Origin of the sequence: Qipengyuania pacifica, assembly GCF_019857205.1 — a bacterium.
In the GTDB taxonomy this organism is placed as follows: domain Bacteria; phylum Pseudomonadota; class Alphaproteobacteria; order Sphingomonadales; family Sphingomonadaceae; genus Qipengyuania; species Qipengyuania pacifica.
The window spans coordinates 286,576-303,850 of the sequence record NZ_JAHWXO010000002.1 but is presented as its reverse complement, the minus strand read 5'-3'; the positions used below and the strand labels follow the sequence as shown (position 1 = coordinate 303,850).

Sequence of the window (17,275 nt, the reverse complement as noted above, 5' to 3'; positions counted from 1 at the left end):
TAGGTCGGCCTAGGCAGTGCGGGCTGTCAGACCGCAGACCTGACAAACGTCACGAAGATGGAAACGCTTCAGAGCCATCCCTGATCACGGGCGATGCGACCGGCTTCGATGCGGCTCGACGCATGCAGCTTGCTTGAGGCTTCTGACAGGTAGTTGCGGACTGTCCCGGGCGAGAGATCAAGCTGCCGGGCAATTTCCTTGTTCGAGCGTCCTTCGTCGGCCAGTCGCAGCACGTCCCGTTCGCGCTCGGTAAGCGGATTGGCGGGCGCGTCCCACGCGAGCTCCGCGAGTTCCGGCGCGATTGCCCTTCCTCCGGCGGCGATCTTTCGCACTGCGGCGGCAAGAGCGTCAGACGGTGTATCCTTGAGCAGATAGCCACGCACCCCTGCATCCATAGCCCTACGCAGATAGCCCGCGCGCCCGAATGTCGTTACAATGAAGACGCTCGTTTCCAGCTTCTCTCGCGTGACAGCCTCGGCTACATCAAGACCAGAAAGACCGGGCATCTCGATATCGGACAGGAGAATATCGGGTTTGTGCTGCCTCACATATTCAAGCGCAGTTGTGCCATCCTCCGCGCGAGCGACAACCTGGATATCGTCTTCGAGCGACAGCACGGTCGCAAGCGCACCGAGAACCATTGCCTGATCCTCCGCAATGACGAGCCTGATCATGCCGCTGCTCCTTGCGGCAGACGCGCAACCAGTCGCGTTCCCTCAGATGTCCCACGAACGGCGAGATCTCCTCCAGCCGCTCCGAGACGGGATCGAAGGCCCGATATTCCCCCTCCCGCCCGCACGGCCTCACCATGGCCGTTGTCGCTAACGGTCATCTCAAGTCCTCCCGGCTGTTGCTTGAGAATGATTTCGCACAACGATGCTCCCGAATGTCGAATGACATTCGTGATCGCTTCCCGCAGTGCCATGGCGAGCACCGCACTGCTGCCGGGGTCTATTCGGTCTGCATCGCCTTCGATTTTGCATCGGATCCCCGCGACAGAGAGCGCCGCTTGCGAAGTCGCAAGCTCACGACTAAGCGTTGCCCCGGTCATGCCATTGACTGCCGAGCGAACATCGGCGAGCCCTTGCCGCGCAGCCGCAGCAATTTCGCGCATCTCTTTCCTCGCCTCATCGCTGTCCCTGTCGGACAGTTTGGCCGCGAGATCAGCCTTGATGGCGATCAGCGTCAGTGTTCGACCCAAGAGGTCATGAAGATCGCGCCCGATACGCTCGCGCTCGGCTGCAGCGGCGAGCTGGCGCACCTCGTCGCGAGATTCTGCTAGGGCTTGGTTCTTGTCCTCGAGCGCCGCACGCGAGATATTGGCAGCACCGACCATGATAGCGAGGAACACACCGAATACCCAGAAGATCACAGGTTGTCTGGTTACGAAAGCGAGAACGCAGGTGGCGACTGCGAAGCTCCCTACCAGAATGGCGGCGTGGCGCGGCGGTCGCAGGTTGCCAACCATCGCGGCGGCATAGATTGTGATCACCGTCCAGTTGCTGCCTGTGAAGGCCAGTGCAAAAGAAATCAGCAGAGTGGCCACCGCCAGCATTGTGAGGCGTCTGCCGGTTGCCTTGAATGCGGCGAAATAGAGAGCGAGAAAGAGGACGAGCCCTGCCGTCGCGGCGATCATCTGGGTAAGGCTTGGTCGCTCGATGAACCATGGGATGAAGAACAAGGGAAGATAAGCGAGCCAGATGGCCGGGTGGTCGAGCTTGGACCAAGGGATAGGCTTGACCGGTCGCCCCTTTCCAGCACCAAGCTCGCCGATCGCGTTTACCGATGGCTGAGGGTGCGCCGGCGTCCCGCTAGTCTCCATTGTTTCGTCTTGCTTCACCGTGATTGCTGCCTTTCCCCAGTCCAAGCGAAGATAGCTGTTGCAAGCGTGATGAGCAGCAAGGGCCCCACATGCAATAGAAGGAAGCCGTCATTCCTTTGACCTGCCGCCATCAACGCTATTTCGCCCAGATGATAGGAGGGCAAAACCCAAGCGGCGCTCTGCATCACTTGAGGCATAGCCATAATCGGAAACCACAGGCCTCCCATGACGGCGAGAGAAAGAAATACGATGTTGGCGAGGGCAACGGCAGCGCCCTGTCCGAACCGGTAACCTATTCCAATTCCAATCAGCGAGAACGGAATGATGGAAAGGAAGTGGACAAGGATCATCGCGGTCCATTGTGCCGCATCAAGCGCAACACCTGCAACGATACCGAGCGAATACAGCATCACCAATGAAACGGCGCAATATACTGTGGTGGCGGCGATCTTGGCAGTGATCTGCGCGCCTGCTGGCATCGGAGACAACCGTTTCAATTCAAGCTGGCCGGTTTCACGTTCGGCAGCGATATTGACGCCGAAACCGAACAGCGCCGGCCCCATCACCGCAAACACTCCGAAGGTGGCCAGCGTTTGCGTTGCAGCTGCTTCGCTGCCTTGCCCGAGAGCGAGCGCGAAGAGCGCATAGAATGCAGGAGGCAGCGCGATGGTAGGAATGATGAATTGCGGCATGCGCGCCGACTTGATGATCTCAGCCTTGCTTTCGAGCCAATAGATGCGCGGTGCTGCAGGGAGAAGATCAGACATTACGCGGCTTCCTTTTTGCTCTGACTCATGATGAGGTTCTCAATTGCGTCTTCGAGTGATGCTCCAACAACCTCGAAGTGCTGAAGGTCGGGGTCGATTTGGAATATCGATTCCAGCGTGAGCCGGGGGCTCGATGTAAGAATTGCGAGATCTGCTCCGCGCTCTTCGACTTTCACAATGTCGGGCAGGTTGCGGAACCGTGCAGCAGGCAGCCGGGTCCGCAATCTGAGAACCGAGCCTGCCACTTGCGACTTGATCTGGGAGGGCGGGCCGTCTTCGACAATACCGCCGTTCGCAATGACGACGATGCGATCTGCCAGTGCGTCTGCCTCATCCATATGGTGCGTTGCCAGTAACACGGCTGTTCCCGCTTCGGCTTTGGCGCGGACAAGCTGCCACATGGCCCGACGAGCCTCGGAATCAAAACCGGTCGTCGGCTCATCCAGAACGAGGAGGTCAGGCGCACCGGAAATGGCGAGAGCGAACTGAACCCGGCGCTGCTCTCCTCCGGAAAGCTTGCTACATCGACGGTCCGCGAGATCGACCAGCCCGGCCTGCTCGATCACCCTTTCGGTTGCCATGCGGCGGGCATAATGGCTCGCGTGCAGGTCAATCAGCTCCATCACTGTCAGCGTCTCAGGCAAGCCAGCGGATTGAAGCATGATGCCCATTCGGGCCCGCGCCCGGCGATCGCGCGGGTCCAGCCCAAACAGGCTGATCTGGCCGACATCTGCTGAAAGGCGTCCGGTCAAAAGCCCGGCAACGGTGGATTTACCTGCCCCATTGGGACCAAGCAGCGCCGTTACGCATCCGGGTTCGAGTTCAAAGCTGAAATCCTCCAACACGCGCAGGCCACCATAAGATTTGGAAACGCATTCCAACTTGGCGACATTGAGGCTCGGGTCTGTCTGCATCTGGTTCTCCTCGTCATCGGCCCTCGGACTAGGACCAATAAAGCGGGGAAAGCAGTGCGAGGTGTAAGCCGCGCAGCATGACAGATGTCACGATCGGACTTTTAGATTCAGATCAGAACGATGCCGCAGTCATGTGCCTTGCAGCATCACGATGGTGAGCATGCCTGCAACGGCAGGCACATTGTAGACAGCATGTAGAAGGACGGCACTCGCAAGACCGAGATAGATCCTCGCAAAACCCCAAAGCCACGCGCAAATCACAAGGGGAAGCGTATATAGGACCGCGACGACCGGAGAAATCGTGGCTATATTCTGAAAATGCAAAACGCCGAACACGATACCTTGCGCCCAGAAAATGAATGGAAAAGCGCGCTCGAAATACGGCAATCGCCTGCCAGTATCGATCGGTGACAACAGCTGGAATCCAATCATCCCAATGGCGGCTAGCCCCAACTGGATGATTGCTGCCGAAACCGAGAACAGCCCGTCGACGACGTGAATAACGCCAAACACAAGCGCGACGAACACCGTGCTGCCGACGACAGACCGCCACGTGCCCGACAACCAGCCTCGAAACATAACCTCCTCGATCAAGGGCCCGATAACGACCACCGCCAGGACGACGGATGCAATCGAGCGAGACATAACCTGATGAAGCTGACTCCCAGGGGCTGCGTCAGCCATCAGAAAGAGCGGCAATGCCGCGAGGGCAAGCATCGCTGTGACAACCAGCGATAGGGCCAGTAGACTTACTCCAACCGCCAAAGGCGAAAATGGCAACAAGTCTTTTTCCCTGATGGCAGGCTGCGGTTTCAGTATGAACAAGAAACATGCTCGCGACACTGAGACGAAAGCCTTCCAAGCTTCGGCCATCGAGAATTTCGCAAGCAGCTTCGATTGACTATTCATTTTCGAATGGGCCTCCATTCCGCTCGATGAATGTCCGCTATGACGGTCGGTTTTGCAAACCTTAAACAACCGCTCTCGCGTCGGAAGTCGAACGTCCGCTTCGCCGGGTTTTGTGGCTAGAAGTGGACGGTCCGCAACCGGCCCCCTTTCGGTCACTGGCCGCACAATAAGCCACCCAGCGATTGGATATCTTTACTTCTCTTGAGTTCAGGCGTGCCGCCTAAAATCAACGTCACATTCGGACACTCATGGACACAGACCGGTCGAGCGCGAACCTGACTTTGCTACTCAACTTTTGGGACTATTTGGTGCCGGTCCAAACTCAGGCATGGATCGACACAACATTCGCCTGTTTCCGAGAAAGAGATGGAGCCGCGAATGCACCCCATGAACTCATAAGTGAAGACCTCATATCTCGCAGATCGCTCCGCAAGTATGCCCGTTCAGTTGCGTTGCCGACCGCATGAGCGAGCGCAAGTTCGGCCACGGTAAATGGAATTGACGGCATCTTTTCAGCAGCCCAATCTCGGAAAGTCGACCGAAAACCGTGAACGGTTTCTTCTCTCCCACCGTCCCGCAACATTTTGCCTAGAGCCGCGTCAGAAAGGGGCTTGCGACGCGCGTTGGGGAATATCAAACCCTCTTCACCATAAAGCGCTTTGGCACGCTTTAACACGGTCAGAGCGGCATCCGAGAGTGTAACGGTGTGTGCTCTTCCAGACTTCATGTGTTCAGCTGGCCGATTCCACAATGCGTCGCCGAAGTTGATTTCTGCCCATGTGGACCGGCGGACCTCGCCTGATCGGGCTGCGGTGAGAATGGTAAAAAGCAATGCCAGTCGCGCAGGTGACTCTGCCTTTGAAAGTTCTCCCGCGATGAAATCAGGCAATTCCTTGAAGGGCATGGCACGAAATCCCTTGCTCTCAGGTTGCTTCGCTAGTCCGCCGGTGATTTCCTTGGCCAGCGGAACCTGCTCTGATCGCCAGCCATGTGACTTCGCGAAGGCCAAGGTTTGAATGATGCGGTGGCGCACCTTGCGAGCTATTTGAGGTTTCTCAGTCCATATTGGGGAAAGTGCTGCAATAATATGCTCAACCTGAATCTCGTCGACCCGCCTTTTGCCCATGCGCGGCACCGCGTGAGTATCCAATGATGCCTTGAATTGCTCGGCAGTCTTTTCAGCCCAGCCCTTTCCCAATTCAGCATGCGCCAAGTCCACCGCTTCTGCGAAGGTCGGGATCTTCACTTTGTTCTTGTCGCGTACCGCAATTGCATCTCCACCCGCTCGCGCAATCTTTCGCAGGAAGGCTGATTTATCGCGCGCCTCGCTCAGCGTCAGATCATCTATCGAGCCAAGCCCGATATCTTGCCGCCTACCGTTGAACTGGACGCGCAGCACCCAGCTTTTTGCGCCTGTGTCCTTGACCCTGAGATACAGACCTTTGCCGTCGCCATGAATTCCTGGCGCGGCGTGTTTGACTTTGAGCGCAGTGAGCTTTCCCATGTGGAGCCATCCTTCTCGTTCCCACACGGTTTCCCACATTAAATGCTGGCTTGCAATGGCTGCACATGGAATGGCATGGACAACGAAAGCTCTACATTACAGCATTTTAGGAGAACGTTGGATGGCGTTGGAAACACAGGGATGGCTCCCTTTTTCCAACTCGGGGAGCCATTCACTTCTTAGGAAGTGAGAGCATCAGCCTTTCAAATCGCGAAATTTATGCTCTGTCCGGCCGGATCGAGGCTTAAAGGTGCGCAATTGTTGAATTCAGGCGAACGTTTAGACTGCGCCTGATCGGGCCCATGTCCGATCTAGCGATCCGCCACCGATGCTTTTGCCATGCCCGCCTCTGACCAAGTGCGTATATGAACCAGATCGCCCTTAGTTCATTAAGTGTAACATGACAGAGTATCACTTTTACGAGCCGGCAGACGGGCATCGCCTGCCGCACGACCCGCTGAACGCGATCATTGCACCACGGCCAATAGGCTGGATTTCGACCATAGCCCCCAATGGCGCGCGCAATCTGGCGCCTTACAGCTTCTTCAATCTCATCAATTATCGTCCGCCGCTCATTGCTTTCTCATCTTCCGGGTGGAAGGATTCCGTCGCTAATGTGAAGGCGACGGGCGAGTTTGTCTGGAACCTCGCCACCATGGCTCAGGCCGAACAGATGAACATGAGCTCAGCAAGTGTGGCGGCCGATATCGACGAGTTCGACCTTGCGGGGCTTGATGCGCTGCCTTCACTACGCGTCAAGCCCGACCGAGTTGCGGGCAGCCCCGTCCAGTTCGAGTGCCGCCTCACGCAGTTGATACAACTCGAAAACAAGGAGGGTGGCGAGCTGGATCGATGGCTCGTAATTGGCGAGGCCATCGGCATTCATATTGACACTTCAATGCTTGAAAACGGCATATACATCACTGCTCGTCCCCGCCCCATTACGCGTGGCGGAGGCCCGGCAGATTATTTCGAGATTACGCAGGACCGCCTCTTCAAGATGAAACGACCCGACGGCTGACGTTTGGGAAGGCCTTGCTAGGCTTGAGCTTTTGACTGGTGCCCAAATCACCAGCTTTTGGCACTCAGTCCGTCAGGAAATAGGTGATGTCTTTTCAACGCGGCAGGCCTCGCCTATGCGCCGCCGCGCGTGACGGTAACGAGCTTCTATAACGACGATTTGATGCGACTGGAGAAAGGGGGTCGTCGACGCGCGATGACCCTGGCTTCCGGCTGCGATTTTTCTTCCAACGACTATCTCGCGCTTGCGGGGTCAGCTGCCTTACGCTCCGCAGCCATGGACGCGTTGGCAAGAGGCGTCTCTCCGGGGTCCGGTGGGTCGCGTTTGCTGCGCGGCAATTGTGCTGAACATTTGGGTCTGGAAACCGATGCTGCCCGTTTCTTCGGCAGCGAAAGTGCGTTGTTCGTCGGCTCGGGTTTCGCCGCAAATAGCTTGGTTGTCTCCACCTTGCCACAAAGGGGGGACCTCATTCTGCACGATGAACTGATCCATGCCAGCGTGCACGAGGGCATGCGGATGGCACGGGCGCCTTGCCAGAAATTTGCGCATAACGACGTGGACGCAGCAGCCGACGCGATCGCACGATGGCGGGCGAAGGGCGGATGCGGCACACCGTGGATCGCCTTCGAAACGCTTTACAGCATGGACGGCAATGTAGCGCCCGTGGACGATTTTGCCGCCTTGGCGGAGCGTGCCGGGGCCATGCTGCTCATCGACGATGCGCATGCGGTCGGGGTATGCGGACCAGAGGGGCGCGGGCTCGCTGCACATCTGCATGGATGCGAAAATGTCGTCACTCTCGTAACGTGCGGGAAAGCCCTGGGATGCGAAGGAGCGCTCATCCTGGCGCCATCAGTCCTTCGCGATTTTCTCGTGAACAGGGGGCGCAGCTTCATCTTCTCGACGGCACCTTCGCCGCTGATTGCCGCGATTGTTCGCGAAAGCCTTTCGATCGTCGCGAATGCAGATGAACGACGCCAACGTTTGCGCCTCATCATCGAACATGCCGGCGAGCGCCTGGCGCCACTAGGCATCACTCCGAGCGGGATGCATATCCAGCCCGTGCCGATTGGCGAAGATTCACGCACAATGCGCATCGCTGAGGCACTTCAGGCCCGCGGTTTCGACATTCGCGGCATTCGCCCGCCGACTGTGCCAGCAGGCACCGCACGGCTGCGGATATCTCTCACGCTTAACATCGACGAGGCGGCAGTTTCCGAACTCGCCACCGCATTGGAAGACCTGTTATGAGAAAGACGATCGTCGTCACTGGCACGGACACGGACATCGGGAAGACGGTCTTTGCTGCCGGGCTCACAAAGGCGCTCGGCGCTTCTTACTGGAAGCCGGTGCAAGCTGGTCTCGACGATGGCACTGATAGCACACGTGTCACACAGTTAGGCGTCCCTGCATCGTCGCTGGTCCAAGAAGCCTACCGCTTGAAGACGCCGTGCTCACCGCATCGCTCGGCCGAATTGGACAATGTCATCATCGATCCCGCTTCTTTAGCGTTGCCGCAGGTGACAGGACCGTTGGTGGTAGAGGGCGCTGGCGGCGCGCTCGTTCCGGTCACCCGCGAATTACTCTATGCGGACCTGTTCGCGCGCTGGGCGGCGCCGGTTGTAATCGTGGCAAGCACCGCGCTTGGTACCATCAACCATTCGCTGCTGACTGTTGAGGCATTGCGCACTCGTGACGTCCCAATTCTCGGGATCGCCTTTATCGGCAATCCGCAAGAGGACACCGAAGAGACCATTTGCGCGATCGGTAAGGTCAGGCGTCTGGGGCGCCTGCCTCATCTCGATCCGCTTGATAGTGAAAGTCTTGCCACCACATTTGCGCGCTGTTTCGCAATGGACGACTTTCAATGAAGGAATCGCCCATCTGGCATCCATTCACCCAGCACGGCCTGGGCGAACCCATTCCGACGTTGGCGCGGGCCGAAGGCGCAATCCTTCATACCAGTGATGGACAACAGATAATCGATGCGATTTCATCCTGGTGGGTGACGACGCATGGTCATGCTCACCCCCGAATAGCCGCAGCCATTGCCGAGCAAGCTGCGGTGCTAGACCAGATCATCTTCGCGGGCTGGACCCATGGTCCGGCCGAAGAGCTGGCGAATGGTCTCCGCGCCCTGATGCCGGAAAGCCTGACGCGCGTGTTCTTTTCCGATTCCGGATCGACAAGCGTTGAAGTCGCCCTGAAAATGGCCTTGGGTTACTGGCTTCATCGTGGCGAAGCGCGACATAGCGTGGTCGTGATGGACAACGGCTATCATGGCGACACCATCGGGGCCATGTCGGTCGGCGCCCGCGGCGCATTCAACCGGGCTTACGAGCCCCTGTTGTTCGACGTTACGTCGATCCCCTTTCCTTCGCTGGGTGCGGAACAGCATGCGCTTGATGCCTTGGAGGTAGCCTGTCGCAAAGGCGCAGCAGCGTTCATTGTGGAGCCGCTTATTCTCGGCGCAGGCGGGATGCTGATGTATTCTTCGCAAACGCTCGCGGACATGCGCCGGATTTGCGCGCGATATGGTACCCTTTTCATCGCCGATGAGGTCATGACCGGTTGGGGCAGGACCGGCACGTTGCTTGCCTGCGAACAGGCCGAGATCGAGCCAGACATACTGTGCTTATCCAAAGGGCTGACCGGCGGTGCAGTTCCGTTGGCAGTCACGATGGCGAGCGAGCCTGTCTTCGACGCACATCGCAGCGAAGATCGCGCCCATATGTTTTTCCATTCATCAAGCTATACCGCCAATCCGATCGCTTGCGCAGCCGCCAATGCCAACCTTGCAATCTGGCGGGACGAGCCAGTCATGCCGCGGATCGCGAGTTTGGGCGAAGGGCAGGCAGTGCAATTGAACGCGCTGGCAACGCACCCGGCGGTTCAAAATCCTCGGCAAACTGGCACCATTACTGCGTTCGAGGTGGGCGAAGGGAGCGGGTATCTCTCCGACCTCGCCCCGCGAATGCTGGCACTTTTTCGAGAACGAAACGTCCTGCTTCGGCCGCTAGGCAACACGATCTACGTAATGCCACCTTATTGCATCAGCAGTGAGCAACTAGACTGTATATACGATACGATCCGCGAAGTGATTGACGACGTGACGTAGTGGGACTGTGCTGATCGTTGGCTGGCCATCAACCCAGGCTGCGTACTTCGTTCCGTAATCGCTTAGCCAGCGACAGAAAGATTAGGATGGCGATGACGAAGAAGGGTGTAAGCGTATAGAGCGCGACCTGGAGCGAATTTGTCATACCTTGCGCGGCGAAATAGTCGCTGGCGATGCCGACATAGGTCGGTCCCAGACCCAGCCCGATGAAATTCATCACGAGCAGTAGCAGAGCGCCTGCAAGCACGCGCTGGTTCGGACGCACCTCGTCCTGCACCAGCGCTATCGAAGCTGAGAGGTAGAAGTAGTTCAAGAACATCACGGGCGTCAGCAGAATGAGCGCTAACTCCCAAGTTGGCGCCCATACGAAACCGAGATAGAATGGTAGAGCGAGCGTCAGCGACACCGCAGGAGCGAGAGCGAACGCCGTCCGCGTACCCCGTGTAAACCGGTCGAGCAGACGCCCCGAAACCAGCATGCCCGATCCCATACCCAGGCCGACCACCAAGGCGTACCAGAGCGCAACCTCCTCCAACGTCATACCCTTTTCACGCATGAGGAAGAGCACCGCAAAATTGCCGAGGCCGTAGGTTACGAACTGCGTCGCTCCACTCCCGAGCGAGGCGCGCACGAGCAACGGGTTACGGAAAAAATCCTTCACCGTGCCCACGAATGGGGCCGGCATGGACGCGGTTTCATCCAGCGTGGTGTCGGTCGCTCCACGTTCGGGATCACGCATGACCAATTTGAGCAGGATTGCGGTCACGATTCCAACGATGCCGACAACAATGAAGGCGTCGCGCCAATCGAAAGCGGCGGCGATCGAGGCACCAAAAGCAATACCAACTGCCGCTCCAATGGGCGGACCAAGGTTGAAGATGCCAAGCGCGGTTGCCCGGTAACCGGGCGAGAAAGTATCTGTGATAAGAGCGTAGGATGGCGGCACCCCGCCCGCCTCGCCGAAACCGACTGCCATGCGGGCCACCACCAGTTCGGGGTAAGTACGCGCGAGCCCGCAGGCGACAGTGGCTGCGCTCCAAATACCGCAGGCCACCGCCAGAATGGTTACCCGGTTGGTGCGGTCGGCAAGCCAACCGACCGGAATCGCGATGAAAGTATAGAACATCGCGAAATAGAGCCCACCGATCAGGCCGAGCTGACCATCGGTGATATCAAGCGATTCCTGGATCGGAAGCGCCAGAATTGCGAGTAATTGGCGGTCGAGGAAATTGAGCACATAGACGAAGCTCAGCAGGGAAAGCATCGTCCAAGCTTTGCGGTCCGGCTTGCGGACGGCTCGCTCCGGCGCCGCGGTAACCGCGATCACGAGTTGCCCCAAGGCTTGATGGAATCCGCCCGTTTACCGTTGTTCATCCCTACTCTCCCCTTCGCGTCGTGCTGCGCGATTTCATTCACTAGTTTGTGAGTGAGTAGGATCTGTCAGCCCGTTGGTCAATGTGGAAACCTCGACATACCCTCGCCATCTTTTATTAACGCGCGCGATAGTGAATGTTGACATTATCGTTCGTGTGAACGAGTTGTACGGCAAGCGGCGGGCGCGACTCGTCGTAGGGATTGGGAGAAAACAGATGACGGCACGTTACTTTGCCACAGCTTCGGCGCTCGCCTTCACGGCTCATGCCATACCGACTTACGCGCAGGATGCGAACGACATCGCGCAACCGTCCACCGGACCTGACGTCGCCGGCGAAGAGGTCATCGAGGATGTTTCGCCCAGCGCCGAGGCCGCGCGCTCCAGCAACACGATCATCGTCACCGCAACCCGCCGCGAGGAAAGCATCCAGGATGTTCCCCTCTCCATCACCGCCTTCGGTCAGGAAGAACTGACCAAGAAAGGGATCGTCGGTTTCGAAGGCATCGGCCGCGAAACACCGGGCGTAATCCTCAACCGCCCGACCCAGAATTTCAACAATTTCACGGCGCGCGGCATCGCGACCAACGGCTACAATGCCAACCTATCGAGTACAGTGTCGGTCTATATCGACGAACTGCCCGTCTCGACGATCGGTAATACCACAGTCGTTGATCCAAACCTGTTCGATGTCGAGCGGGTGGAATTTCTACGAGGGCCGCAGGGTACCTTGTTCGGATCGGGCTCGTTGTCGGGCGCCATGCGGATCATCACCAAGAGCCCCGAACTCGGCTATTTCGACACGGCCGCCTTGGTGGATTTCGGCCTGACAAACGATGATTCCTTCCGCCAGCGTTACAATGCGATGGTCAACGTCCCGATTGGCGACAAGGTCGCCGTTCGCGCGGTCGGCTTCTACCGTGACGAGGAAGGTTATCTCGACAACCTCGGCACCGGAGTGAACAATTCCAACACGCTGATCGACTACGGCGGTCGGCTCGTCCTGCTGTTCCAGCCGACGGACCGTCTGTCGATCAAGCTGCTCGGAAGCTACGAGAACAGCGACCCGAAAGACAGCTCGCTAACCAGACCCTCGCTTGGCGAGGAGAAACGCATTTCCGATGAACCTGATCGCTTCACCGGCAAGCAGCTTATCGCCAATGCGACATTGGAATACGATTTCGACTGGGCGACACTCACCAGTTCCTCAACCTATTCGGACTTCAAGCAGCGTTTCTATGTCGATCTGGCTGGAACCTTCGCCCCCGGATCCTTTCCTGGCGCCCCGATCGCCTTCGGCCTCGACGCCGATGCGTTCGATAACGTTTTCGTACAGGAAACCAGGCTCGCCTCCTCGCTGGGTGGTGCGTTCGAATTCGTCGTAGGCGGCTTCTACCTCAACCGTCGCCGGGACGTTGACTTTCTCTATCGCTCCAACCCCGCTTTTCTCGAGGCACGTGGACTTACCGGTCTTCCTGACAAGTATTTCCAGGAACAGTATACCTACTCCATAAGCGAAGAAATCGCGGCGTTCGGCGAGCTTACCTATCGCTTCTCCGACCGCTTCTGGCTGACAGGCGGCCTCCGGTACGGGGAGATCAGTGCTCAGGGCTTCACCGAAGCGGGGGGCTTCCTCGCTACAGGCACCACGCCTTTTATTCCCGGCGCTCAGACCAATTATTATACCGCCGCCCTGTTTGGCATCCCGCTGAACTTCGATACGTTTACACCCTATGAAGCGGTGGAAGGTGTCAAGGCGAAAGGATCCAAGCCATCCTACAAGCTTGCTGCTTCGTTCAAGCCCACGCAGAATATTACCACCTACGCCACATTCGCCACTGGCTTTCGCGCACCGATCGTCAATGCTGCCGCAGGTCGGCCCAGCGTGGCTCCTGGCGGCGAGAACGACATTATCATTCCGTTCGGCGCCACGTCTGACGATCTGAAAAGCTATGAGATCGGCGCCAAGGCAGTCTGGCTTGACGGGCGAGTAACTGCAAATCTGGCAGCCTATTACATCGATTGGAGCAACATTCAGGTCCAGGCCAACCGGGTCAGCGATTCCGTTCAGTTTGCCACCAACATTGGCGCAGCGACCAGCAAGGGTATCGAATTCGAGCTTGGCGTAGTTCCGGCGACTGGTTGGTTCCTCGGCGCCAATGGCGCCTATAATGATGCAAAGATCACAGAACTGACAGCCGCCGAAGCGGCGATCTCGGGTGCAGAAATTGGTCACCGGCTTTCCGCCCCACGTATTCAGGGGGCTGCCTTCATCAGTTACACCTTCAATCTTGCGGACGATATGGAGGCGACCCTAGCCACGAACGCTCAGTATATCGGCGAATATAACAGCAGTTTCCCCAACCAGCCGGGCAACCCGAACGTGCGCCTGGCGACCTTTGGGCAGACCGACGCCTATACCAACGTCAATGCTAGCTTTGGGGTGACCAAGGGCAAGCTTGGCGCGCAGCTTTATGTTGAGAACATCTTCGACGATCATTCCAGCACCTACATCCATCCAGAAGCCTTCCTGATAAGCCGTTTCGGCACCCTGCGTCCGCGGACGTTTGGCATCCGCCTCAGTTACGGGATCTGACCATGATCCGGTCGCACTATCGGGCGCTTCGCCACATCGCATTTGGCATGACGGCCCTCGGCCTTTCTGCAGCCGCATGGTCTGCCGAGAGACCGTCCGTCACCGCGCCCGCCGGTACATTCGAGGGTGTCACCGAGGGCTCGGCGAATGTCTTTCGCGGGATAAGCTATGCAGAAGCGCCAACCGGCGAGCGTCGCTGGCGCCCGCCCGTACCGAAAGCACGTGCGAGCGCACCAGTCGATGCGAGCGAGTTCGGCCCAATCTGCAACCAGCCCGAATTCCCGAACGTACCTGCAAACATTTATTACGAGGATCTCCCACCGATGAGCGAGGACTGCCTCTCGCTCAATGTCTGGCAGCCCGAGAATGCGGATAATGCGCCGGTCTTCGTTTGGATTCATGGCGGGTCGCTCTTGACGGGCGCAGGCCGTTTCTCGCTTTATGACGGGGCTGAACTGGCAAAGCGTGGGGTCGTGGTTGTCTCGATCAACTACAGGCTTGGGGCGCTCGGTTTCATGGCCCATCCCGAACTGTCTGCCGAATCGCCGGACAATGTGTCCGGTAATTACGGCCTCCTCGACCAGATAGAGGCGCTGCGCTGGGTCGAACGCAACATCGCGGCATTCGGCGGTGATTCCGGCAATGTGACTGTAGCGGGGGAATCGGCGGGCGGCCTTAGCGTCATGCACCTCCTCGCATCCCCGCTTGCCACGGGCCTCTTCGACCGCGCCGTTATGCAGAGCGCGTATATGGTTTCCGAGCCGAGCCTTCGACAAGTGCTCAATGGCCACCCTTCCGCCGAAAGCGAGGGAGTGCGCATTGCCGAAGCTATTGGCGCAGGAAATCTCGCCAGACTGCGCGAGATGAGCGCTGGCGAGATCACGAGAAAGTCGACCGCCGCAGGATTCCAGACCTATTTCACGGTGGACGGCAAGATCGTCCCTGCGCAAATCACCGATGTGTTCGACCAGGGAGCGCAAGCTCGCGTGCCGGTCCTCGCCGGCTTCAATAGCGGGGAAATTCGCTCGCTGCGGATGCTGCTGCCCCCCGCCCCATCCGGCAAAGAAGAATACGAAGCGAAAATCCGCAATGCCTATGGCGATGTGGCCGATATCTTTCTGCGGGTATACCCCTCCGAGAGGATAGAGCAGAGCATGCTCGAGACAACGCGTGATGCGCTCTATGGGTGGACTACCCAGCGTATTGCAGAAAAGCAGGAAGCGGTTGGTTCCCCGGCTTTCGTCTATCTCTTCGATCATGGATATCCTGCCGCCGACAAGGCAGGCCTTCATGCATTTCACGGTGCCGAGCTGCCCTACATGTTCGGAACCATCGAACGGACCGCCGCCAATTGGCCACGCATTCCACGCGACCGCAAGGAACGGGCGCTGTCCGATGCAATGGTCGATTACTGGGCATCGTTTACCCGCTCGGGCGAGCCGTCGGCCGATGGCAATCCAGAATGGCCGGCGTTCGGACAAAGCGAAAACTGGATGGTGTTCGACGAGAGGCCACACGTCATCGAGGACGTCATGAGCTATCGCTATGATCTGGTCGAGCATGTCGTCTGCCGCCGCCGCGCCGCAGGTGATCAGCAATGGAACTGGAATGCGGGCCTCGCTTCACCTGTGCTTCCGCCCCCCGTGGACCAGTGCCGATGATCGATGGGGCGATGCAGGATTTCCCGCTAACGCTGGATCGGTTTCTGGACCACGCTGCAAAATGGCATCCCGACGCCGAAGTGGTGAGCGCCCGGGATGACGGAACAGTCGGACGGATCAATTACGCGGAACTGCATCGCCGGGCTCGCCTCGTCTCGGCCGCGCTGGACACGCTTAACATTGAGACTGGCGACCGAGTGGCCACGCTCGCGTGGAACACACTGGAACATGTCGAAGCGTGGTACGGCATCATGGGCATGGGCGCGGTCTGCCACACGCTTAACCCACGCCTGACCGCAGAACAGCTGGGTTGGATGATCGGGCAATCGGAAGCGTCCATCCTGTTGGCCAGCTCCGATCTGCTCGATCTTGCGCGCGAGGTGATTGGTTCTTCAACCAACGGCGCCTGCCGCCTCATTGCGCTGGGTCCAGTGAAGGATGACAACGACAGCCTGGATGACCTTTTAGGACAACCCTCTCAAGAGATCGCCTGGGGCGGCTTCGACGAAACTTTGCCCAGCGGCCTCTGCTTCACCTCCGGCACGACGGGCGCGCCGAAGGGCGTCACCTACACCCACCGCGGCAATTACCTCCATACACTGAAGCTGCTCCAAGCCGATGTAACTTCGATCACCGCGCGCGAAGTGGTCATGCCGGTCGTGCCGATGTTCCACGCCAATGCCTGGGGGTTGCCCTTTGCCTGCCCAGCCGTCGGCGCAAAGCTGGTTTTGCCAGGGCGCTACGCGGATGGTGCCAGCTTGGCGCGCTTCATCGCGAACGAAAGCGTCACCATAGCGGTTGGCGTGCCCACGGTCTGGCTCGGGCTTATGGATCATCTCGATGCGAATGGAATTGAGTTGCCGAGCCTTAAACGCATCATGGTCGGCGGTGCGCCCATGTCGCAGGCGTTGATGGACCGGATCGAGCAGCGCGGGATCGAGGTCCAGACGACTTGGGGCATGACCGAATTATCGCCGCTAGGGACAGCTACGCCCCCGGGTGCCGAGGCGCGCGATCCGCGCACCTCCGGCCGCCCGGCCGTCGGTGTCGACTTGCGGCTTACCGATGGCGAAGGCAACCCTTTGGACGTGCAGCGGGAGGTCGAAGGGCACCTCTGGGTCCGAGGCGCCGCGGTGGTCGATCGTTATTTCGGGCAGGAGCAGCAGGCCACTGCAGAAGGCTGGTTTAACACCGGGGATCTCGCAAGGATCGAGCGGGACGGTACCGTGCTCATCACCGGCCGTTCCAAGGATCTGATCAAGTCAGGTGGCGAATGGATCAATCCGACCGAGATCGAAACGGTCATCTCCGCCCTTCCCTGCGTATCGCAATCTGCGGTCATCGGACGCAGCGACCCCAAGTGGGGAGAGCGTCCGCTTTTGCTCGTCGAACTGCGCGATGGGTATTCCCCCACCGACGCTGAACTCCTGGCAGAGCTGGACGGTCGGGTGGCTAGTTGGTGGATCCCCGATCACGTCGTGCGATTGCCGCAGATGCCTTTGGCGCCAACCGGGAAGATCGACAAGTTGCGCTTACGGAACGAATATTGCAATGCATGAGCGTTCCATCACCCTTGCGGCCGCAGATGCGG

14 protein-coding genes are annotated in these 17,275 nt (G+C 58.6%); 7 read left to right on the top strand and 7 right to left on the bottom strand.

The window, feature by feature from the left end; translation table 11 throughout:
* Positions 1-68 precede the first annotated feature (68 nt).
* From KYK83_RS04490 to KYK83_RS04465, 6 genes are all read right to left on the bottom strand, one after another.
* Entirely contained in the window at positions 69-674 is a 606-nt protein-coding gene (locus KYK83_RS04490; RefSeq protein WP_222827339.1) for a response regulator transcription factor, read from the bottom strand.
* On the bottom strand, positions 671-1,840 hold the full coding sequence (locus tag KYK83_RS17525) for a histidine kinase (protein WP_222827338.1): 1,170 nt from the start codon (positions 1,838-1,840) through the stop codon (positions 671-673). Before KYK83_RS17525 ends, KYK83_RS04490 begins: the two co-directional genes overlap by 4 nt.
* Entirely contained in the window at positions 1,837-2,589 is a 753-nt protein-coding gene (locus KYK83_RS04480) for an ABC transporter permease (protein ID WP_222827337.1), read from the bottom strand. Before KYK83_RS04480 ends, KYK83_RS17525 begins: the two co-directional genes overlap by 4 nt.
* Positions 2,589-3,503: an ABC transporter ATP-binding protein gene (locus KYK83_RS04475; RefSeq protein WP_222827336.1), complete on the bottom strand. Its 915-nt coding sequence runs from the start codon at positions 3,501-3,503 to the stop codon at positions 2,589-2,591. Before KYK83_RS04475 ends, KYK83_RS04480 begins: the two co-directional genes overlap by 1 nt.
* Positions 3,504-3,632: 129 nt before the next feature.
* Positions 3,633-4,412: a CPBP family glutamic-type intramembrane protease gene (locus KYK83_RS04470; protein ID WP_222827335.1), complete on the bottom strand. Its 780-nt coding sequence runs from the start codon at positions 4,410-4,412 to the stop codon at positions 3,633-3,635.
* Between the two features lie 322 nt (positions 4,413-4,734).
* Complete coding sequence (locus KYK83_RS04465; RefSeq protein ID WP_222827334.1) at positions 4,735-5,916, bottom strand: tyrosine-type recombinase/integrase; 1,182 nt, start codon at positions 5,914-5,916, stop codon at positions 4,735-4,737.
* 400 nt (positions 5,917-6,316) lie between these two features.
* On the opposite strand from KYK83_RS04465, the gene KYK83_RS04460 reads away from it, so the two are divergent.
* The 4 genes from KYK83_RS04460 to KYK83_RS04445 all read left to right on the top strand — a co-directional run bounded on the left by KYK83_RS04460 (position 6,317) and on the right by KYK83_RS04445 (position 10,055).
* Entirely contained in the window at positions 6,317-6,937 is a 621-nt protein-coding gene (locus KYK83_RS04460; RefSeq protein WP_222827333.1) for a flavin reductase family protein, read from the top strand.
* A 195-nt stretch (positions 6,938-7,132) separates the two neighbouring features.
* Positions 7,133-8,188: an 8-amino-7-oxononanoate synthase gene (locus KYK83_RS04455; RefSeq protein ID WP_346729415.1), complete on the top strand. Its 1,056-nt coding sequence runs from the start codon at positions 7,133-7,135 to the stop codon at positions 8,186-8,188.
* Positions 8,185-8,808: a dethiobiotin synthase gene (gene bioD, locus KYK83_RS04450; RefSeq protein WP_222827332.1), complete on the top strand. Its 624-nt coding sequence runs from the start codon at positions 8,185-8,187 to the stop codon at positions 8,806-8,808. Before KYK83_RS04455 ends, bioD begins: the two co-directional genes overlap by 4 nt.
* Positions 8,805-10,055 (top strand): adenosylmethionine--8-amino-7-oxononanoate transaminase, encoded by a 1,251-nt coding sequence (locus KYK83_RS04445; RefSeq protein ID WP_222827331.1) that lies wholly within the window; start codon positions 8,805-8,807, stop codon positions 10,053-10,055. The genes bioD and KYK83_RS04445 overlap by 4 nt, the downstream gene beginning before the upstream one ends.
* 28 nt (positions 10,056-10,083) lie before the next feature.
* Here KYK83_RS04445 and KYK83_RS04440 read toward each other — a convergent pair whose 3' ends face one another.
* Positions 10,084-11,382, bottom strand: coding sequence for a spinster family MFS transporter (locus KYK83_RS04440; protein WP_301642702.1), 1,299 nt, complete (start codon positions 11,380-11,382; stop codon positions 10,084-10,086).
* A gap of 262 nt (positions 11,383-11,644) precedes the next feature.
* Between KYK83_RS04440 and KYK83_RS04435 the strand changes: the two genes are divergently transcribed.
* Genes KYK83_RS04435 through KYK83_RS04425 form a run of 3 tightly spaced genes read left to right on the top strand, consistent with a single transcriptional unit; the run spans position 11,645 to position 17,243 of the window.
* Entirely contained in the window at positions 11,645-14,023 is a 2,379-nt protein-coding gene (locus tag KYK83_RS04435; RefSeq protein ID WP_222827330.1) for a TonB-dependent receptor, read from the top strand.
* 2 nt (positions 14,024-14,025) lie between these two features.
* Positions 14,026-15,684 carry a carboxylesterase/lipase family protein gene (locus tag KYK83_RS04430; RefSeq protein WP_222827329.1) on the top strand — a complete coding sequence of 553 codons (1,659 nt, stop codon included), beginning with the start codon at positions 14,026-14,028 and terminating at the stop codon, positions 15,682-15,684.
* Positions 15,681-17,243: an AMP-binding protein gene (locus KYK83_RS04425; RefSeq protein ID WP_222827328.1), complete on the top strand. Its 1,563-nt coding sequence runs from the start codon at positions 15,681-15,683 to the stop codon at positions 17,241-17,243. The genes KYK83_RS04430 and KYK83_RS04425 overlap by 4 nt, the downstream gene beginning before the upstream one ends.
* The last annotated feature ends 32 nt before the right edge of the window (positions 17,244-17,275 follow it).